Annotated in this window: 17 protein-coding genes; 9 read left to right on the top strand and 8 right to left on the bottom strand. The window is 55.7% G+C overall.

Features of this window, described 5'->3' with window-relative positions; translation table 11 throughout:
• Positions 1 to 6 precede the first annotated feature (6 nt).
• The 3 genes from ACOQH0_RS19480 to zupT all read right to left on the bottom strand — a co-directional run bounded on the left by ACOQH0_RS19480 (position 7) and on the right by zupT (position 4,382).
• On the bottom strand, positions 7 to 2,529 hold the full coding sequence (locus tag ACOQH0_RS19480; RefSeq protein ID WP_421512375.1) for a fimbria/pilus outer membrane usher protein: 2,523 nt from the start codon (positions 2,527 to 2,529) through the stop codon (positions 7 to 9).
• A 79-nt stretch (positions 2,530 to 2,608) separates the two neighbouring features.
• Complete coding sequence (locus tag ACOQH0_RS19475) at positions 2,609 to 3,184, bottom strand: fimbrial-like protein (RefSeq protein WP_421511035.1); 576 nt, start codon at positions 3,182 to 3,184, stop codon at positions 2,609 to 2,611.
• A 424-nt stretch (positions 3,185 to 3,608) separates the two neighbouring features.
• The gene (gene zupT / locus ACOQH0_RS19470; protein WP_010435656.1) at positions 3,609 to 4,382 is read right to left on the bottom strand and encodes a zinc transporter ZupT; all 774 of its coding nucleotides are present in this window, start codon (positions 4,380 to 4,382) and stop codon (positions 3,609 to 3,611) included.
• 131 nt (positions 4,383 to 4,513) lie between these two features.
• Between zupT and ygiD the strand changes: the two genes are divergently transcribed.
• Positions 4,514 to 5,302 (top strand): 4,5-DOPA dioxygenase extradiol, encoded by a 789-nt coding sequence (gene ygiD / locus ACOQH0_RS19465; protein ID WP_421511034.1) that lies wholly within the window; start codon positions 4,514 to 4,516, stop codon positions 5,300 to 5,302.
• An 82-nt stretch (positions 5,303 to 5,384) separates the two neighbouring features.
• On the opposite strand, the gene ACOQH0_RS19460 is transcribed toward ygiD, so the two are convergent.
• From ACOQH0_RS19460 to tolC, 4 genes are all read right to left on the bottom strand, one after another.
• Positions 5,385 to 6,545, bottom strand: coding sequence for a glutathionylspermidine synthase family protein (locus tag ACOQH0_RS19460; protein WP_421511033.1), 1,161 nt, complete (start codon positions 6,543 to 6,545; stop codon positions 5,385 to 5,387).
• 2 nt (positions 6,546 to 6,547) lie between these two features.
• On the bottom strand, positions 6,548 to 7,213 hold the full coding sequence (locus ACOQH0_RS19455; protein ID WP_042718999.1) for a DUF1190 family protein: 666 nt from the start codon (positions 7,211 to 7,213) through the stop codon (positions 6,548 to 6,550).
• Positions 7,214 to 7,408: 195 nt separating this feature from the next.
• The gene (locus ACOQH0_RS19450) at positions 7,409 to 8,551 is read right to left on the bottom strand and encodes an IS481 family transposase (RefSeq protein WP_421510610.1); all 1,143 of its coding nucleotides are present in this window, start codon (positions 8,549 to 8,551) and stop codon (positions 7,409 to 7,411) included.
• Positions 8,552 to 8,692: 141 nt separating this feature from the next.
• Entirely contained in the window at positions 8,693 to 10,159 is a 1,467-nt protein-coding gene (gene tolC, locus ACOQH0_RS19445; protein ID WP_192872891.1) for an outer membrane channel protein TolC, read from the bottom strand.
• Between the two features lie 203 nt (positions 10,160 to 10,362).
• Here tolC and nudF point away from each other — a divergent pair, with 203 nt between their 5' ends.
• From nudF to parE, 5 genes are read left to right on the top strand one after another with little or no spacing between them, the layout of a single operon-like run.
• Positions 10,363 to 10,995: an ADP-ribose diphosphatase gene (gene nudF / locus ACOQH0_RS19440; protein ID WP_089599604.1), complete on the top strand. Its 633-nt coding sequence runs from the start codon at positions 10,363 to 10,365 to the stop codon at positions 10,993 to 10,995.
• The gene (locus ACOQH0_RS19435; protein WP_003862516.1) at positions 10,992 to 11,414 is read left to right on the top strand and encodes a DUF1249 family protein; all 423 of its coding nucleotides are present in this window, start codon (positions 10,992 to 10,994) and stop codon (positions 11,412 to 11,414) included. Before nudF ends, ACOQH0_RS19435 begins: the two co-directional genes overlap by 4 nt.
• 27 nt (positions 11,415 to 11,441) lie before the next feature.
• On the top strand, positions 11,442 to 12,269 hold the full coding sequence (gene cpdA, locus ACOQH0_RS19430) for a 3',5'-cyclic-AMP phosphodiesterase (RefSeq protein ID WP_089599602.1): 828 nt from the start codon (positions 11,442 to 11,444) through the stop codon (positions 12,267 to 12,269).
• Positions 12,269 to 12,850, top strand: a complete 582-nt coding sequence (gene yqiA / locus ACOQH0_RS19425; protein ID WP_042714984.1) for an esterase YqiA — start codon at positions 12,269 to 12,271, stop codon at positions 12,848 to 12,850. Before cpdA ends, yqiA begins: the two co-directional genes overlap by 1 nt.
• A gap of 28 nt (positions 12,851 to 12,878) precedes the next feature.
• On the top strand, positions 12,879 to 14,771 hold the full coding sequence (parE, locus tag ACOQH0_RS19420; protein WP_029740698.1) for a DNA topoisomerase IV subunit B: 1,893 nt from the start codon (positions 12,879 to 12,881) through the stop codon (positions 14,769 to 14,771).
• Between the two features lie 83 nt (positions 14,772 to 14,854).
• Here the strand turns inward: parE and ACOQH0_RS19415 are convergent, their stop codons facing one another.
• Complete coding sequence (locus tag ACOQH0_RS19415) at positions 14,855 to 16,984, bottom strand: TonB-dependent siderophore receptor (RefSeq protein WP_421511032.1); 2,130 nt, start codon at positions 16,982 to 16,984, stop codon at positions 14,855 to 14,857.
• Positions 16,985 to 17,367: 383 nt separating this feature from the next.
• Between ACOQH0_RS19415 and ACOQH0_RS19410 the strand changes: the two genes are divergently transcribed.
• Genes ACOQH0_RS19410 through ACOQH0_RS19400 form a run of 3 tightly spaced genes read left to right on the top strand, consistent with a single transcriptional unit; the run spans position 17,368 to position 20,197 of the window.
• Positions 17,368 to 18,180: an ABC transporter ATP-binding protein gene (locus ACOQH0_RS19410; protein WP_010435633.1), complete on the top strand. Its 813-nt coding sequence runs from the start codon at positions 17,368 to 17,370 to the stop codon at positions 18,178 to 18,180.
• Positions 18,177 to 19,160: a FecCD family ABC transporter permease gene (locus ACOQH0_RS19405; RefSeq protein ID WP_421511031.1), complete on the top strand. Its 984-nt coding sequence runs from the start codon at positions 18,177 to 18,179 to the stop codon at positions 19,158 to 19,160. The genes ACOQH0_RS19410 and ACOQH0_RS19405 overlap by 4 nt, the downstream gene beginning before the upstream one ends.
• On the top strand, positions 19,157 to 20,197 hold the full coding sequence (locus tag ACOQH0_RS19400; RefSeq protein WP_421511030.1) for a FecCD family ABC transporter permease: 1,041 nt from the start codon (positions 19,157 to 19,159) through the stop codon (positions 20,195 to 20,197). Before ACOQH0_RS19405 ends, ACOQH0_RS19400 begins: the two co-directional genes overlap by 4 nt.
• Positions 20,198 to 20,202: the final 5 nt, after the last annotated feature.

Genomic DNA, 20,202 nt, shown 5'->3' with positions numbered 1-20,202 from the left:
CCTGAATTAATGCACTGTTTTACAAGGTAATAAGATGGCCTCGCCGCTGAGGTTGCTCTGATTTGGTGGCGTGATTTCACACGTTTTATCAGACCAGTTCAGGCGTAAGAGACTGTCTTCCTGAATTCCACTGAGATACACGAACCCCTCTTCCGCGACCAGCCCGACTTCTTTGCCCGAGGCGCTGTCGATGACGCTGACACCCAAAGGCGGAAACTGTCCGTTTTCCTGACGAATGATGCCGACAATTTGGTAGCCGCTGGTGGCGTTGAGCTTGCTATAGCCTATGGCGCCTTCTGTCAGCGTGGTTCGTATGACGGAGTTTTCTATATCCACACCATCAGGCAATGTATTGCTGTTTACACGCACCGTTGAAGTGGTGTAGTTGGTGAGCGAGGGCACAACGGCAATACCGAATGCGTTAGTGCGCGTGCGCGTACTGTTGACCTCAATCCCTGAAACGCCATCAGCATCAATCATCATGCGGGCATTATCTGCCGGGCTGTAATCATGCAGGGCGACACCATGTTGCGTAGCCGTGATCGAACCATTCCAGCCAGCGCTGATTGAACGATAGTGATTAGGTTGAACGCTCCCTGACAGATTGAGACGTCCGTAAGGAGAATAGTGCTGATATCCGCCACGCAATGACGGTTCGCCTTCGCGTAAATCCTCTTCTGTCGTAGAGGCAGAGAGATTCCACGTATTGTTGCGATCGGATGAATCATAATAGGAAGCCATATGAGACGCACTGTCGCCACCTGAGCGCTGATAGCTGTACATAATGCTACGGCTCTGCTCCAGCGGGAGGGTGAAGGAAAAATAGATCTGATTTTCGTCACTGTCATCCCAGCGCACGCGGCTCAGCGCCAGCGAAGCGGATAGCCCTTTGAAATCGCCAATATCAAAATTGCGGCTCAGCGAAAAGGAGTAGTTCGTATTACTGCTGTTATCCCAGTAAGTATTACGAGTGACGTTGAGATAAGTATTTAATGCCAGAGAGTCAAGGTACTGGTTGAAGGAGATGACATAACTCTCTTTTTCGTTTGTCGTTGAGGTATCACCGTCGCGGGAGGCAAGATACTCGCTCATTGAGACATATTCTTTATCTGAGAATCGATAACCGGCAAAGGTAATCTGGCTACCGGTTGCTTCGAAGCGCTTAGCGTAGTTTACGCGGTAACTGAAACCTCGCTGTTTATCATTGTTTTCCTGATGTAACGTGGCCTCGGCGCCTGTCACATCAAAGGATAACGAACCGAGCTCATCCAGGTTGAAGCCGATACCGGTAGTCATAGCCTGATAGTCATCTGCCGTCAGCATGGTGCCACCATACAGTGACACATTACTCAGCCAACCCCAGGAGAGTTCACCTGTCCAGAAAAGGGGGTTGTTGATGTCGTTATGTCCCGTTGCGGTGGGTTTACCGACGGAGGTTTTGTAACGCGCCTGGCCTTTTCGGGTCAGGAAGGGAATAGAGGAAGAACCGACCTGGAAGGTAGTTTTGCGTCCATCTTCCTCTTCAACTGTCACGTCCAGCTGCCCCTGGTAGGTTTCCCCCAGGTCGGAAATCGTGAAAGGACCCGGCGCGACGGTTGTTTGATAAAGGACGCGGCCAGACTGGGTGACGGTCACTTTGGCATTGGTCTGCGCAATACCGGTAATTTGCGGTGCATAGCCTTGTAAATCAGGCGGCAGCATGCTTTCGTCACTTTCCAACGATGCACCGGTAAAGTGGAAGGTATCAAATATATCTGAGCTTAAATCATATTGCCCCAGCGTCATTTTTGATGACAGCGAAGGAACAGGACGGTACAGATAGGTCCGTGCCAGACTGCTGTCGCTGCCGGTCGACTCACCCTTACGGAAGTTTTGATTGTATTGATAATCTGAACGCAGACGCCATGCGCCGAGGTTAAACCCAAGCGTGCCGTAAGCGCTAACATTCTGGCTGTCGTCGCCCCCGTGCGGATCGTACTGGCTGGCATAAAGATTATAATCGAGTAACACGCCCGCAATGCCGTCATCCCAGAATTCAGGCGGCGTCCAGTTTTGCGCCTGATACGTCATCCATGCCTGAGGGACGGTGACGGACAGCACCATCGTGCCCTTATTGAGTGAAAAAACCAGTTCTGGAGCACCTGAAAGATCAAGGCATCGCCCGCCCGGAGTATAATGGCGTGCTGAAATAAATTCCGCGCTCAACCCGAAAGCGGATAATTGCTCTGCGTTGACACAAATTTGCGAGCCGCTGTCGTTATCCGTTGCGATCCATTCCATTGTCGCAGGTTGCGGCAACGTGTTTTTATTGACCTGAATGCGAACGAGATAGCTACCCGGCACGATGTGGCCTTTTTTCTCAAACTGAGAAATATCTATGTTGCTTCGATCTTCAACGTCAATCATATCCGTGTTGAATTCAACCGCAGAAACCGGAAGCACGAGTAGTGCTGAGTAAAACGTAGCACTCAGCGAATGCTTTATAACAGCAGAGAGAAAAGAAAGTGGGGGCGCTGAGTGTTTTAGCATAAATCCGTTTCGCTGATTAAAGGAATAAACAAAAGCCGATGAATCCTTCATCGGCTAGTCATTCAGGCGATAAATAGAATTACTTGTACGCGAGAACGTAGTTCGCCTGGGCCTGAACGTTACCCGGAGTGGCCGTTTTACCTGATACAGGTTCCATGCGGGCTTTAAAATTCAGTTCCTGATAGGCGTTAGTGGTCGGGAATGACACTTCAATCGGCGTACCCAGCGTGACTTTATTACTGCCGCTATCCAGCAGACGAATGCCCACGCCTGTTGCACCACCGATGTTGCCGTCCAAAGTATTGCGCATCAGGCTGGTATCAGCGCTATCGGTACTGGCTGAGGTAAACGTCACCTTCACTTTATCGATAGTGGTTGGTGTTGACCCGCTGTTGTCGGAAAGAATGCAGTCCTGCAGGTGGATATTAACGTCAACCGGCAGCGAGTTTTTACCGCTATTCAGCACGCTATCTGCGACTTCGCCTAATTCAATGGTCTGATTTTCATCTCCCGGGGTGATAGAGCAAGGCGCACTGATCACTTCGCCAGTGAACGTGATCTTCCCTGAGCCCTGGTTATCTGCTGCTACAGCAGTAAATGACAGGCCAGAAAGCAGTGCAGTTGTCGCAACGGCCAGGATAGTCTTGTTAAACATGAAGATATAATCCTTTATCTAAAATTGGAAATCGCAATACGGTTCATGAATTAATATTGCAACACGTTTATTGCATTAAAACGGGTGAAATATATCAGCCACAATATGAGTGATCTCGTGAGTATTTCTTAATGAGGTAGTTAGATATTATTAATATATTTTTTGGGGTTATAGGTGACATAGGTGCTGTGACTAAAAAGCCAGGGCGCTTGGTTTAAATAGTGACTAATATCAACCTTTTGACGTTCATGTAATACACTAAATGCTAATTATTTTACGGGAAATAGTTATAAATAATATTTCTTGAGTGAATTCTATGGCGGCGAGAAAGTATGGTGCAGGACTTAATATCATTGATAATAATGGTTGGCACTCACTGACAATTCCAAAAATTGCGCTCCCGCAAAAAAGGGAGCGCAACCGCTCAGCCTATACCTGCTGACTGTAACAAGACCAGGCTAAACCCCATCACCGACATGCCGCACAACACGCCATAACTCGGGTTGTTGTTCGGGTCTATCTCTTTTGCCAGCGGCATCAGTTCATCTACTGAAAGTGCGACCATAATCCCGGCCACCGCGGCCATAATGGCTGCCATCACCACAGGTGAAACCAGACTGCCAAGGATCAGCCATGCCAGTACGCCGCCCAGAATCTCGGCGATACCTGAAATACCGGCCCAGAAAACGGCAGTACGCTTTGAGCCGGTGGCTGCATACACCGGTCCCGCAACGGCAAGTCCTTCAGGAATATTGTGTAAGGCGACCGCCAGCGCGATGCCAAAGCCCATTTCCAGATTGCTGCTGGCCGTCACATAGGTGGCGACGCCCTCCGGGAAGTTATGCAGGCTGATGCCCAGCGTCAACAGTATCGCCGTGCGCTTGATATTACGCGGCGAGGGGGTGACATTTTCCTGCATTAAATCTTGCGGATGCGCGTGCGGAAGCATGCGATCGAGAGCGAAATACCCGAGCAGACCAAAGACAAACATGCCGTAGCCCAGAAGTGGGGACATGCCCTCTGTGCCAAGGGCGGCGGGCAGCATCTCCATCAGGGAGATAAGCAGCATAATGCCGGCAGCAAAACCGAGTGAAAAAGCCAGCACACGGTTAGAGGGTTTCTGGCCGAGTACGCCCAGGATCGCGCCAATGAAGGTGGCTGCACCCGCCAGGACGGTCAACATCAGAGGTACTGACATTCATCTCTCCTTTATCTGTCCCTTATATTCAAATTTCCTGAAGATGTTCTTCATGCTTATCAGCGTTCATCTTTACCGGATTGCGCGTAATGTAGCCCAATCAAATTGACACCGTCTGTAAGGATATCATCATGTCTTCTTCTCGTATGCCAGCACTGTTTTTAGGCCACGGTAGCCCAATGAACGTCCTGGAGGATAACGTCTATACCCGAGCCTGGCGTCAGCTGGGTGAGACGTTGCCGCGCCCGAAAGCCATTGTGGTGGTATCTGCGCATTGGTTCACGCGAGGTACCGGCGTTACGGCGATGGAAGCACCGGAAACCATTCATGATTTCGGCGGTTTCCCGCAGGCGCTGTATGACACGCATTACCCCGCCCCTGGCTCACCAGCGCTGGCTCAGCAGCTGGTGGAGCTGTTGGCGCCTGTTCCGGTTGCACTGGATAAAGAAGCCTGGGGTTTTGATCACGGCTCCTGGGGCGTGCTGATTAAGATGTACCCGGATGCCGATATCCCAATGGTGCAGTTGAGCATCGACAGCACCAAACCCGCCGCCTGGCATCTGGAAATGGGCCGCAAGCTGGCAACCCTGCGTGATGAAGGCATCATGCTGGTGGCGAGTGGTAACGTGGTGCATAACCTGCGTACGGCGCGCTGGCACGGTGAGAACACGCCGTACCCGTGGGCGACCTCGTTTAACGACTATGTAAAAGCGAACCTGACCTGGCAAGGCCCGAGTGAGGCGCATCCGCTGGTGAACTATCTGGATCACGAAGGCGGTTCGCTCTCTAACCCGACCCCGGAGCACTTCCTGCCGCTGCTGTATGTGCTTGGCGCGTGGGATGGTCAGGAACCGGTGACGATCCCGGTCGACGGTATTGAGATGGGGAGCTTAAGTATGCTATCGGTGCAGATTGGGTAAAAACATGCCGGGTGGCGGCTTCGCCTTACCCGGCCTACATGTCGCGCGTAGGCCCGGTAAGCGTAGCGCCACCGGGCAAGTCTTACTCAATAAAAATATGCGGATAAAACCGCGACAGATCCTGAGTGATCAGCGCGCGATCTTCGCGAATGCCAATCCCGGCAGGCTGATCGTTGATGAGCCAACTGCCAATCAGCGTATAGCTGTCGCCAAATTTCGGCAGCTGATAAAATTCCTGGACGATCATCCCTTCTTCGCCGTAAGGTCCTTCAACCGCTTCCAGCGTTTTGCCGTTTTCGATGATGGAGACGTTTGCGCCTTCGCGGGAGAAGATCGGCTTAACGACGAATTTCTCCATCTGCGGATGATCGTCTTCCGCAAAGTACGCCGCCAGCAGGTTAGGGTGGTTCGGGAACATCTCCCACAGCATCGGCAGCAGGGCTTTATTCGAAATAATGCTCTTCCATGCTGGCTCCAGCCAGCGCACGCCAGCGTCTTCTAGCTTGGTGGAGAACATCTCGCGCAGCATGTATTCCCACGGATAGAGTTTGAACAGGTTACTGATCACCTGATCCTGCATATCCGTAAACTGACCTTTTTCACCCAGACCAATATCCTCGATATAGAGAAACTCGGTGGCGACTTCCGCTTCGGCGGCGCAGTCCTGTAAGTATTGAACCGTACCGCGGTCTTCTTCCGTGTCGCGGCAGCAGGCGAGGTGCAGCAGATTGAAGCCGTGCTGTTCGCGCAGTTCGGCGAAACGCTCAATCAGCTTTTCCTGCAGGCTGTTGAACTGGTCGCTCCCTTCCGGCAGGTTTCCAGCATTGATTTGATCTTCCAGCCAAATCCACTGGAAGAATGCCGCTTCATACAGGGAGGTTGGGGTATCGGCGTTATTTTCCAGGAGCTTAGGTTCACCCACGCCATCCCAGGCGAGATCGAGGCGAGAGTAAAGTGAAGGTTGGTTTGTTTTCCACGACTGGCGTACAAAGCTCCAGGTGTGCTTCGGAATGCGGAATTTGGTCAGCAGCTCATCGCTTTCGATAACCTTTTCCACGACCTTCAGGCACATCTGGTGCAGCTCTGCGGTGACCTCTTCCAGCTTTTCAACCTGGGCCAGCGTGAGCTTGTAGTAAGCATCCTCGCACCAGTACGGCTCGCCGTACATGGTGTGGAAGTTAAAACCGTATTCAGTGGCTTTTTCGCGCCAGTCCGGGCGCTCGACAATACTGACTCGTTCCATAATCAGCCGCCCATTGAGCGAGTCGAAGACCCGGTCGCGCTGCGCTGCATGGTGCTTTGTTTCGCCACAGATTCACCAAAGCCACCGCGGGTGATGGTGCTGGTGGTTGCTGGCTTAGGTGCCATCGCCGTTTTAGGCACGGTCGTGGTACGGCCAGGCGTTGCTGCACCGTAGTTTTTACCGGTGGCGTCGGTGTATTTACCGTATGCCGGGCTGTTTGGGTTTTTGGAGCTAAACAGCGGCTGCTGCTGGTAGCCCGCGCCGCCGCTCATCATGCGGCCCATCATGTAGCCCGCCATCAGCGGCATCCAGAAGCTGCCGCTGGACTGCGCCTGCGCCTGGTTTTCCGGTGCCATACCTGCCTGAGCAGGGGCCTGCTGGCACTGGCCTTCGCCGAATTCCGCCACGCAGTCTTCGCGCGAAGCATATTTCGGTGCGGTACGTTCCGCTTCTTTCAGCGCGCTGTTATAAGCCGTCGTACATTCCGCGGCTTTACCGGTTGCGGCCGAGCAGTCGTCTGCGTTTTGATACATCGAGACCGTTTCGTCGCTTTGCTCACAGCCTGCCAGCATAAAGACGGCGGTGACCGCCAGTGCAACAGGGGTGAGGTGACGTGCGTTCCAGCTTTTGCGGAACGACGCGTGATTCATCGTTTTTGTCCGTTTCATGTTTGTCTTCCAGGACCCAGTGGTAATAACGCTCAGGATAGAGGATGAGTGGTTGAAAATGAAGCGAAGAGGGGCGGAATGAGGGGGATCTTTACGTTGGCTTACGTTCGAGTGTGATTCAGATGCTCCCTCTCCCTGTGGGTGTACGGTCCGGGGACATGGTAGACAGGTGTTCGGGGACATGGTGAACACTTTTTAACATCCTTTACCCATGGTGATCGACTTTTTCTTCAGGTCGATCACCCCCACTTTCGTGCTGTACCACCACACCTCGTAGCTGCCGTCTTCCTGCGTCTCCTTCAGCCCGACCCGTTCTCCCCTGAACGCCTTGCCTGCGCTCAGACTTACCCCTTTCACGCTCAGCTTTCCGCTGATATCCACTTTCCTGACCATCACGCCCTCGTCGTATTCCGGGGGCGTGGTGTTGCCGCTGTATTGTCGTGCAGACGGCTTATACCGCGAGCCCGGTACCGCCATATCCAGCGCCTCATGCGGGCGTTCAAGGTTGTACACCGTCCGCCAGTGGTCGAAGGCGCGCTGCAGTTCACCCTCGCTCGCGAACCACTTGCCCTGCAGCACTTCCGCCTTCAGGCTGCGGTGAAAACGCTCCAGCTTGCCCTGCGTCTGCGGATGATAAGGCCGGGAATGCCCCACCCGGATACCGTGGCGCATCAGCCACAGCTCCAGCGCCGTCCAGGTGCCGGTGGTGTCTCCCCACGGTGAGCCGTTGTCCATCGTCATCCGGTCCGGCAGGCCGTAACGTTCAAACACGCTGACCAGTTGCTGCTGCACGGTCTCGCGCCGTTCATCGGTACAGTGCGCCAGGCACAGGGAAAAACGGGAATGGTCGTCCAGGAGGGTGAGCGGATGGCAGCGGCCACCGCCAAAGGGAAAGTGGCCCTTAAAGTCCATCTGCCAGAGGCGGTTCGGCGCGTCGTGTTCGAAGCGTCCCGTGGCGGGAATGCCCGGTGAAGTGCCCGGCAGCAGGCCGTGACGGGCCATCAGGTTATGGACGGTGCTGAAGGCGGGCATGGTGTGCCCCTGGTCTTCGAGCCAGCGCTTTATCTTGCGTGCGCCCCAGCGTTGATGGCGGTCATGGGCCATACGCAGCAGGGCAGTGATGTCGTCAGATGAGCGGTTCGGGGAATGGTGCGGTATGCGCGGGCGGTCCTGAAGGCCGGCAGCCCCTTCCTCCGCCCAGCGGCGAAGCCACTTGTAGCCGGTGGCCGGTGAAATGCCGAAGCGACGGCAGAGGGAACGGATGTTCGCCCCGTCCTGCGAGGCGAACAAAACAAACTCGGTACGTAATGACATGGTATCTCTCGCATCCCAGGGCATAAGCGACTCCATAAACGGGTTCTTATGCCTTAGTTGTAAGTGTCTACCATGTCCCCGAACAAGTGTTCACTATGTCCCCGGACCGTACATGGGAGAGGGCCGGGGTGAGGGCATCAGGCCGCAGTGGGCCTGATGACACTCTTAGTTACGGAACGGATTGCTGCCGGTGTTGGTACGTGCTGCCGCTGGCTGTGCAGCAGGCGCGCTGCCTTCAGCGTTGAAGTTATCCACCGCGGCAACCTGCTGCGGGTTCTCCGGTGCAACGCTTTCCGGTGAGGTCGACACTGGTTTGCCCAGCGTGCTGTTCAGCATCTGCAGATCCTGTTCGTTCAGCGTACCCAGCGCCTGCTTGATGTTCAGCTGGTTAATCAGGTACTGGTAACGTGCGCTGGAGAGCTGCTGTTTCGCGTTGTACAACGTGGTGGTCGCGTCGAGTACGTCAACGATGGTACGCGTACCGACCGAGTAGCCCGCTTCCATTGCATCCAGGGAGCTTTGTGCAGACACAACGGCCTGTTTGTATGCATTGATGCTGCTGATAGAGGCGTTCACGTTGTTGAAGGAAGAACGCACGGTCTGCACCACGTTACGGTGCGCGCTTTCCAGCTGCTCGCTTGCGCCAACAAAGTTGTACTGCGCCTGTTTCACCTGGGAGTTCACCATGCCGCCCTGGTACAGCGGCAGGGAGAAGCTCAGACCCACTTTGTTCTGACCCTGGTTGCTGTCGTCGTACTGGGCTGAATTGGTTTTAGAACCGCTGTAGGTCGTATCAGAGACACCGGTAGAGGCGCTCAGGCTCAGGGTTGGCAGATGGCCGTCCTGCGCCTGACGGATTTGCTCGCGGGCCAGATCCTGGCTCAGACGCGCCTGCAATAACGCCAGGTTGCGGTTTTCCGCTTCTTTCAGCAGGGCGTTAACGGCCTGCGGCTTATCGGTTTTGAAGCTGTCCACGTTCAGGGAGGCCAACTCAGGGTAGTAGTTACCCGTCACCTGACGAAGTGATTCCAGCGCGTTATCAAGGTTGTTACGCGCGGTGACTTCATTGGCCAGTACGCTGTCGTACTGTGAACGGGCGTTCTGCACGTCGGTGATCGCCACCAGGCCCACGTTGAAGCGCTGGGTGGTTTGATCCAACTGACGGTAAATCGCCTGTTTCTGCGCTTCGGTGTAGGAGAGCGAGTCAATCGCGCTCAGCACGTTGAAGTACGCGGTGGCGGTATTAAGGATCAGCGTCTGCTGATCGGTCTGATACGTCACATCCTGAATGCCCGCGCTCTTTTCCTGCAGGGTCAGGGCGCGCCATTTGGACATGTCAAACAGCGTCTGGGTTAACTGCAGTGATGCGCTGGTGGCATTGGAGTTAACGCCGTTAGCGTCGCGGAAACCGTTGCTGTAGGTATAATCTGCACCTAGACCTAACTGCGGCAGCAGCGGGCTACGCGCTTCGTTAATCTTTTCAAACGCAGCATCACGATCGGCCGCTGATTTACGTAAATCAGGGTTGCCCAGACGTGCCTGCTGGTAGACCTGTAACAGGTTTTCCGCCTGGCTCATTGCACTGAAGCCCGTCAGGCTCAGGCCGATAAGGATGGGGAGCAATTTCTTCATTTGCATTCCTTGTTGTGAAGCAGTATTAGCGCTGATCTAATTAAAAATAATTGCCGATTCTAACAGAATCATCCACACCAAAAGGTTGGCGTTACGTGCCATCTGGCGGTAATTTGCACCAATCTATCATATAGCCTTACAAACGGCAGCCAAACAGCCTTGAAATTCATCATTTCATCACCATTGCTACCAGGACATGATTTATGCAAAAAACAGAGAAGTTGCCCGTCACATTCGCCAAAAACGATGTAGAAATTATTGCACGAGAAACGCTTTATAGCGGTTTTTTTTCAATGGATCTTTACCGTTTCAGGCATCGCCTGTTTAACGGCGAGATGAGCGGCGAAATCAAACGCGAAATTTTTGAGCGCGGGCATGCTGCAGTCTTGCTACCCTTTGACCCAGTGCGCGATGAAGTGGTGCTGGTTGAGCAGATCCGCATCGCCGCTTATGACGTCAGCGAAAGCCCGTGGCTGCTGGAGATGGTGGCCGGGATGATTGAAGAGGGCGAATCGGTCGAGGACGTTGCCCGGCGCGAAGCGCTGGAAGAGGCAGGTCTGGTTGTCGGAAGAACAAAACCCGTGCTCAGCTATCTGGCAAGCCCGGGTGGCACAAGTGAACGCTTATCCATTATGGTGGGCGAAGTGGACGCCACGACCGCGGAAGGGATACACGGTCTGGCAGATGAAAACGAAGATATTCGGGTTCATGTGGTGAGCCGGGAACAGGCTTACCAGTGGGTAGAAGAGGGGAAAATCGACAACGCAGCGTCTGTCATCGCCCTGCAATGGCTGCAACTGCATTATCAGACATTACGAAACGAGTGGAAAAAATGAAGCGCTATACACCTGACTTCCCAGAAATGATGCGCCTGTGCGAAACCAATTTCGCACAGCTGCGCCGCCTGCTGCCGCGAAACGACGCACCCGGCGAAACGGTAAGCTATCAGGTGAGCAACGCGCAGTATCGGTTAACGATAACAGAATCAACGCGCTACACTACGCTGGTAGAGATTGAGCAAACGGCCCCCAGCATTAGCTACTGGAGCTTGCCGTCGATGACGGTGCGCCTCTATCACGACGCGATGGTCGCTGAAGTGTGTTCGAGCCAGCAGATCTTTCGCTTCAAAGCGCGGTATGATTACCCGAATAAAAAGTTGCATCAACGCGACGAAAAGCATCAAATTAACCAGTTTTTAGCCGACTGGCTAAGATATTGTTTAGCACATGGAGCAATGGCGATTCCGGTTTGTTAGCGTCATAAACCTACCTAAGGACACCATTTGGAAAGCCTGTTGAACCTGACTGTTGCTGGTGGGGCGCCAGTCAGGATATTACAAATCACCGATACCCACCTGTTTGCCGAAAAGCATGAAACTCTGCTGGGCGTGAATACCTGGGAGAGCTATCAGGCTGTACTCAACGCGATTCACGCCGAAGACCGCGCCTGCGATCTGATTGTCGCAACGGGCGATCTGGCGCAGGATCAGTCCTCCGCGGCCTACCAGCATTTTGCTGAAGGCATCGCGAGCTTCAGCGTGCCTTGCGTATGGCTGCCTGGCAACCATGATTTCCAGCCTGCCATGTACAGTTCGCTCCTGGAGTCGGGTATCTCCCCGGCGAAGTGTGTTTTTGCAGGGGACCACTGGCAAATTTTACTGCTCGACAGCCAGGTCTTTGGCGTCCCGCACGGTGAGTTAAGCGAGTTTCAGCTTGACTGGCTCGAAACCAAACTGGCTGCCGAACCAGCACGCAATACGCTGCTGTTGCTTCATCATCATCCGCTGCCAGCGGGCTGCAGCTGGCTCGATCAACACAGCCTGCGTAACTCAGCGGCGCTGGACAGCGTGCTGGTGAACTTCCCTCGCGTGAAAAATCTGCTGTGCGGACACATTCATCAGGAACAGGATCTCGACTGGAATGGCCGCAGAATGCTCGCCACGCCGTCCACTTGCGTGCAGTTTAAGCCGCATTGCGCCAACTTCACCCTGGACACCATCGCACCAGGCTGGCGCTGGCTGGAACTGCATGCCGATGGCAACCTGACGACAGAAGTGTGCCGTTTGTCAGGCGCAAAATTCCGCCCCGATACCGCTTCAGAAGGCTATTGATGTCTACGCTTCTCTATCTTCACGGGTTCAACAGCTCGCCGCGCTCCGCGAAAGCGACGCAGTTTCGCCACTGGCTGAGCGAGCATCATCCGCACGTTGAGATGATTGTCCCGCAACTGCCGCCATACCCGGCGGAAGCGGCGGAGATGCTGGAATCGATCGTCCTCGAACACGGTGGCGAATCCTTTGGCGTGGTCGGTTCATCGCTGGGAGGATATTACGCCACCTGGCTGTCGCAATGCTTTATGCTGCCCGCAGTGGTGGTTAACCCAGCGGTACGGCCATTTGAGCTACTGAGGGACTTTCTTGGCGAAAACGAGAACCCCTACACCGGCCAACAATATGTGCTAGAGTCACGCCATATTTACGATCTCAAAGTTATGCAGGTCGACCCGCTTGAAGCGCCGGATCTCATCTGGCTGCTGCAGCAGACGGGTGATGAAGTGCTGGATTACCGCCAGGCAGTGGCGTATTACGCATCCTGCCGCCAGACTATAGAAGAGGGCGGAAACCATGCTTTCACGGGCTTTGAGGATCATTTCACCCAGATTGTCGATTTTCTTGGACTGCACAGCCACTGACAATCAATGCGAATTGCTAGCTTAAATCATGACGCAAACCTATAACGCTGATGCCATTGAGGTACTCACCGGGCTTGAGCCGGTTCGCCGCCGCCCGGGGATGTACACCGATACGACGCGCCCAAACCACCTGGGCCAGGAAGTTATTGATAACAGTGTGGACGAAGCGCTGGCAGGCCATGCCAAACGCGTTGACGTTATCCTGCACGCCGATCAGTCGCTGGAAGTTATCGACGACGGGCGCGGCATGCCGGTGGATATCCACCCGGAAGAGGGCGTGCCTGCCGTTGAGCTGATCCTCTGTCGTCTGCATGCGGGCGGTAAGTTCTCCAACAAAAACTACCAGTTCTCCGGTGGTTTGCACGGCGTGGGCATTTCCGTCGTAAACGCCCTGTCCAAACGCGTGGAAGTGAACGTTCGCCGCGACGGCCAGGTCTATAACATCGCCTTTGAAAACGGCGATAAGGTGCAGGATCTGCAGGTTGTCGGCACGTGCGGCAAACGCAACACCGGCACCAGCGTCCACTTCTGGCCTGACGAAAGCTTCTTCGACAGCCCGCGTTTTTCTGTTTCTCGCCTGACGCACCTGCTGAAAGCCAAAGCGGTGCTGTGTCCGGGCGTGGAAATCACTTTTACAGACCACGTTAACAATACCGCACAAACCTGGTGCTACGCCGATGGTCTGAACGACTACCTGTGCGAAGCGGTAAACGGCCTGCCAACGCTGCCGGAAAAACCGTTTGTCGGTAACTTTAGCGGCGATACAGAAGCCGTGGACTGGGCGCTGCTGTGGCTGCCGGAAGGCGGCGAGCTGCTGACCGAAAGCTACGTTAACCTGATACCGACCATGCTGGGCGGTACGCACGTCAACGGCCTGCGTCAGGGGCTGCTGGACGCGATGCGCGAATTCTGCGAATACCGCAACATCCTGCCGCGCGGCGTGAAGCTGTCTGCGGAAGATATCTGGGATCGCTGCGCCTACGTGCTCTCCGTGAAGATGCAGGATCCGCAGTTTGCCGGTCAGACCAAAGAGCGCCTGTCGTCACGTCAGTGCGCGGCGTTCGTTTCCGGCGTGGTGAAAGATGCATTTACCCTGTGGCTGAATCAGAACGTTCAGGCAGCAGAAATGCTGGCTGAAATGGCGATCTCCAGCGCCCAGCGTCGTCTGCGTGCCGCGAAGAAAGTGGTGCGTAAAAAGCTGACCAGTGGCCCCGCGCTGCCGGGCAAGCTGGCGGACTGTACCGCGCAGGATCTCAACCGTACCGAGCTGTTCCTCGTGGAAGGGGACTCGGCGGGCGGATCGGCCAAGCAGGCGCGCGATCGTGAATATCAGGCGATCATGCCGCTCAAGGGTAAGATCCTGAATACCTGGGAGGTCTCTTCTGATGAAGTGCTGGCCTCGCAGGAAGTTCACGATATCTCGGTGGCGATCGGCATCGATCCGGACAGCGACGATCTGAGCCAGCTGCGCTACGGCAAGATCTGTATCCTCGCGGATGCGGACTCCGATGGTCTGCACATCGCCACGCTGCTGTGCGCGCTGTTCGTGAAGCACTTCAAAACGCTGGTGAAAAACGGCCACGTTCACGTGGCGCTGCCGCCGCTCTACCGTATCGATCTCGGTAAAGAGGTTTACTACGCGCTGACGGAAGAAGAAAAAGCGGGCGTGCTGGAACAGCTGAAGCGTAAGAAGGGCAAACCGAACGTGCAGCGCTTTAAAGGGCTGGGCGAGATGAACCCGATGCAGCTTCGCGAAACGACGTTGGATCCGAACACACGCCGTCTGGTACAGCTAACGATCAGCGACGAAGACGAACAGCAAACCAACGCCATGATGGATATGCTCCTTGCCAAGAAACGTTCGGAAGACCGACGTAACTGGCTGCAGGAGAAAGGCGATATGGCGGATATTGAGGCCTGATGCCTTCACCCTAACCCTCTCCCACAGGGAGAGGGAATGGATCGTAGGCCCGATAAGCGTTAGCGCCATCGGGCTTTTTTACGTCAAAACTCCATCTTCACCGTAAACTGCACTTCGCGCGGATCGCCAATCTGGTTGCCCAGGTTGTTGGTCGCAATGGACGACGTGTAGTAGGTCTTATCAAACAGGTTTTTCACGTTCACCTGCAGCGTCACCGGATACTGCAGCTTCATCTTATACGCCGCAAACGCATCTGCCACGAAATAGCCCGGCAGATAGTAATCCGCACCGTTGGTTGCGGAACGACGGCTTACGCCGTGCCCGCCGCCGCCCAGCGTCAGCGTATTCCCGGCCAACGCATTGTGAATATCGTAGGTCAGGAACAGGGAGCCGGTATGGCGCGGCACGTTCGGCAGCGGTTTGCCCGCATAGTCCGGGTCTTCCAGCACCTTCGCGTCGGTATAGCCGTAGCTGGCAATAATGTTGGTGTTCTCAGTCAGCGACCCCGCAAGATCCACTTCTACGCCCTGAGAGCGCACGCGACCTGCGGTTTTGGCGATGGTTTCATCACCCACGCTTTCGGTGTACAACACGTTGCGCTTGTGGATATCAAACAGCGCAATGTTGGCGGTAATTCCGTCGAAAAGGTCAAACTTAGCACCGATTTCATACGCATTAGACGTTTCAGGCGGCAGGTCGCCAATGTAGCTCGCAATGGACGACTGCGGCATAAACGTCTGGGAATAGTTGGCAAATAGCGAGACTGCCGGGGTGAGTTTGTACACCAGCCCCAGCTTAGGCGTCCATTGGTCGTCGCGGCTGTCGGTATTCACGTTAAACGGACGGCCTTTCCCCGCGTACTGGGTGTAATACTGGTAGCGCAGTCCGGCGACAGCGATCCATTTATCGGTCAGGTACAGCGCGTCCTGCGCGTAGGCGGAGTAGCTCTCCTGCTTGATGGTCTGGTCGCTGTCGGACGCCGAGACGGTGGTGCACTTGTCGAGATTCCCATACGTCGGATTGTAGATATTGAAACCTTTGACGTTCTTACAGCGCATCATATCCGTGCGCAGCAGATCGTAATTCTCATACGACACGCCGGTCAGGATCTCATTGTAAAAGCCCGCGATGTCCACGTTCCCCTGCAGATCCGCCCGCGTCGTATGCATCCGCTGGGTGGAGCCCTGGGTGGCATCCACGCGGCGGGTCAGGTTGCCGGTTTTTGAATCGTAGGCCATCACGCGCGCCTGGTTATCGCTGTACTTATCCTGGCTGTAGCTGTAGTCGAACTTAGCAGTCCACTGGCTGTTAAGACGATACTCCGCGTTGAGCTGCGCGAGATCGGACTGCCCGTCGGTGACGTTAAACGATTCGTCAAAGCGGGTTTTGCGATCGACGTCGACAGCTTTTTTGGTGTTGAGATCGAAGATCGTTCCGCGATCGAAGGGCGTTTTATAGTCGCGATGCGAATAGAGCACGATCACGGTGGCGTCATCGCCAAACCAGGTGAGCGACGGGGCGATAAAGGTGCTGCGTTCGGTGCCGAAATTGCGCCAGTAGTCTTCGTCCTGATATTCCCCCGTCAGGCGATACGCCAGACGCGTGCCGTCAATCGGGCCGGTGACATCGATCTGTCCGGTACCGCCGCCAAAGCTGGTCGAGGTGGCAGAAATCGAGCCGCCGAAGGTTTTCTCCGGGCGTTTGGTGACGACGTTAATCAGGCCACCTGGGTCGAGAATACCGTACAGGGTTGAGGCCGGGCCTTTCAGCACCTCCACGCGTTCGGTTGAGGCGTTAAAGCTGCGCGGCAGCACGGTGCGCAGGCCGTTGGTCATGATCGAGCCGTCACGGTTCGCGCCAAAACCACGGCGCACAAAGGCATCCTGCGTGCCGCCCAGGGTGTTGGTCTGCACCACGTTGCTGACGTTATACAGCGCCTCGTCGAGCGTGGTCGCGTTTTGGTCTTCCAGCACGTTATTGCTGACGGTATTGACCACCTGCGGGATGTCCAGCATCGGCATGTTGGTCAGCGTGGCGGTGGAGGTGTTCAGGGGCTGATAGCCGCTGGTGGCGTCGAGAGTCGCATTCGGATCGGCGGTAACGGTCAGGGTCTCGCCGTCGTTTGCCGCTGCGTGTACCAAAGGTGCCATAAACAACAGAGAAAAGAGCGCGCGCCCTTTTACCCCAGAGAATGAAGGTGTGAACTTAGCCATTACATCTGTTTTCCCAGAATATCCGGCGAAACAATCTTCGCGGAAAAATGTGTGAGTCATTGCCCTTACGGTCTGTTCGTTAGCCTGAATGGCATCGAACTTGTAATTGAGAATCATTCAATCATGCGGGATTGTAGTAGTAAATGGAAAAAGTAAAAAAATGACTACAGTGATTTCCGTACCGTTAAAATCAAAGTGTTTTGCTTTTAAGTTACTGAAATAAAGCGATATTTATTCATTTAGCTTTGCGTGATCTGTTGCGATCACCCCTGGTTTATCCAGGGCTTTTATTCACTTGACTACTACATGGCGCAGCGGCAAACTTCTCAAAAGAGAATGAGTTTTATTTTTATTTATTGGTTTTTCATTACGTTGGCATTCACGTGGCGCATAACACGACAAAACCGGGACTGGTTCTGGAGAATCTCTCTGCGGGTTATCACAAAAAAATCATCGTTGATGATATCTCCCTCGCGATCCCGCAACGGAAGATGACCGTTCTGGTGGGGGCGAACGGCTGTGGCAAATCCACGCTGTTGAGCACCCTCGCGCGTCTGCTACAGCCGCTTGGCGGCAGCGTCGTGCTGGATGGCAAAGCCATTCATGAACAGCCGACCAAAGCGGTCGCCCGTCAGCTTGGCATTTTGCCGCAGTCTCCGCTGTTGCCGGAGGGGTTAACCGTCTTTGAACTGGTTTCGCGCGGGCGCTTTCCCTGGCAGAACTTTATGCGTCAGTGGAGTGATGAAGACGAGCTGGCGGTGGAGGAGGCATTACGCCTGACCGGAACGGCAGAGTTTGCTCATCTGCCGGTTGAAAGCCTGTCCGGCGGTCAGCGTCAACGCTGCTGGATCGCCATGGCGCTGGCGCAGCAAACGCCGTATATCCTGCTGGATGAGCCCACGACGTATCTCGACCTTCGCTATCAGGTGGAGATCCTGGAGCTGCTGCACACCCTGACCCGCCAGCACGGGCGCACCGTGGTGGTGGTGCTGCACGATCTCAACTTTGCCGTGAACTACGGCGATTCGCTGGTCTTTTTACGCCAGGGCAAAGTCGAGGGTGTATTACATGAAGGCGACACCTGCACGCCGTCGCTGATCAAAACGGTGTTTGACGTCGACGTACATATGTCCGTTAACCCAATGACCGGAAAGCCGTTCTTTATGCCGTTTCGAAAGGTCGCAGAACAACCATGATGCGCACCTCTCTGGCATTCCTTGTATTCACATTGCTGCTGGCGATGGGCGCGATTGCACATTTGGGCATCGGCGCGCGCTTTATCGCTCCCCGGATGGTAGTGGATGCATTCTTCCATTTCGATCCGCGCAATTTCGACCATAACGTGATTATCAGGCTCCGGCTGCTGCGTCTCTGCGCCGCAATGGTGACTGGCGCCGCGCTCGGCGTGGCGGGCGTGCTGCTGCAGTCGGTGATCCGTAACCCGCTCGGCGAGCCGCATATTCTGGGGCTGAATGCAGGGGCGGCGCTGGCGGTGGTGATCGTCAGCGCGCTTGGGCTGTCGCTGCCGTTTGGTCGCCCGCTCGTTGCCGCCGTCGGTGCCGCGGCGCTGTTTCTGCTGGTGCTGATGTTCTCCTCGTCTGGTCGCACCGGGCTGACGCCGATGAAAGTCACGCTGTGCGGCGTGGCGATGTCGGCATTTGCTTCATCGGTGACTGCCGCGATATTAATCCTTGATGAACAGACGCTGCTCGCCATGCGCACCTGGCTGGCGGGAGATTTAGCGGGGCTCAGCGCCGGGACGATAGGGAGCGCGGCAGGGGTTGCTGCCGCTGGCTTTGCGCTGGCGCTGTGGCTCTCGCCCTCGCTCAACATGCTGGCGCTGGGCGACAGAATGGCGCAGGGGCTTGGCGTCTCATTGCTGAAAACGCGCCTGTTCGCGCTGCTGGCGATTGCACTGCTCTGCGGCGCGGCGGTCTCCATCGCCGGGCCGATTGGTTTTATCGGCCTTGTGGTACCACAGCTGATCCGCCGCCTGGTGACGGTGGACATCCGCGCAATGGTGCCGCTTTCGGCCCTGTGTGGGGCGCTGGTTCTCCTGCTGGCGGATGTTGCCGCCCGCACGCTGTTTACGCCGTATGAGCTGGCAACCGGCGTTATGACCGCGCTGGTCGGTGCGCCCGTCTTTATCTTCCTGGCGTCGAGGATGTTCAAATGAGCCGGGTGGGACTGCGTGCGCTACGCGTCGGCCCCCTTTCGGCGCTGGTTCGTCCAAAAGCGCTGGCATGCCTGGCATTTTTATCGCTGGCTGCCTTCTTGCTGCTCAGTTTTGGTCTGACCCACGGCTCGCTGCCCATTCCTGCCTCTGCCGTCGGGCGCGCGCTGTTTTATCCGCAGACGCTGGAAGCAGAGACGCATTACATCGTGATGGATATCCGTCTGCCGCGCCTGCTGATGGCGGTGCTGTGCGGCGCGATGCTCGGTATGGCGGGGGCGGCGATGCAGTCCATCACCCGCAATGGCCTTGCTGACCCCGGGCTTATCGGCGTGAAAGAGGGCTGTAGCGCGGCGGTGCTGTTGCTGATTTTTCAATTCCCGGCGCTTAGCCTTTACTGGCGACCGCTGGTCGGCATGGCCGGTGGGCTGCTGACCGCGCTGCTGGTGGTGGCGCTGGCACGCGATATTTCCCGTCCGCGATTCATCCTGACGGGTATCGGCGTGTCATGGGCGTTGGCCGCCGCAATGGGCGTTTTTATGACTACCGCGGACGTGCGCGACGTGCAGACCGCGATGCTGTGGCTGGCGGGAAGCCTGCATGCGGCAAACTGGATGCTGGTCAGCATTGCGGCAGCCTGGGCGCTTCCCGCGTTCGCGCTGCTGCTCTTTACCGCACGCGCCGCCGACGTGGCGTTGCTGGGTAACCACACCGCGACCGGGCTTGGCGTGCGCACTTCACGACTTGCCTTGCTGCGCGTGCTTGCACCGGTCGTGCTCACCGCGGCCTGCGTCTCCTGCGTGGGGAGTATGGGTTTCGTGGGGCTGATTGCACCGCATATGGCGCGCCTGCTGCTGCGCGGTGGGCAAACAGCATTGCTGACGGGAAGCGCCGTGCTGGGCGCGCTGCTGGTGCTGCTGGCGGATAACGTCGGGCGTCTGGCATTTTTGCCGCTTCAACTGCCGGCGGGGATTGTGATTTCACTGATTGGCGGGCCGTTTTTCCTGCTGCTGCTCTGGCAGCGTCGGGACCGATTTTAGAGGGA

It is taken from the genome of Enterobacter sp. JS8-1, assembly GCF_049187015.1.
Lineage (GTDB): Bacteria > Pseudomonadota > Gammaproteobacteria > Enterobacterales > Enterobacteriaceae > Enterobacter > Enterobacter mori.
This window is presented reverse-complemented; position numbering and strand designations above follow the sequence as displayed.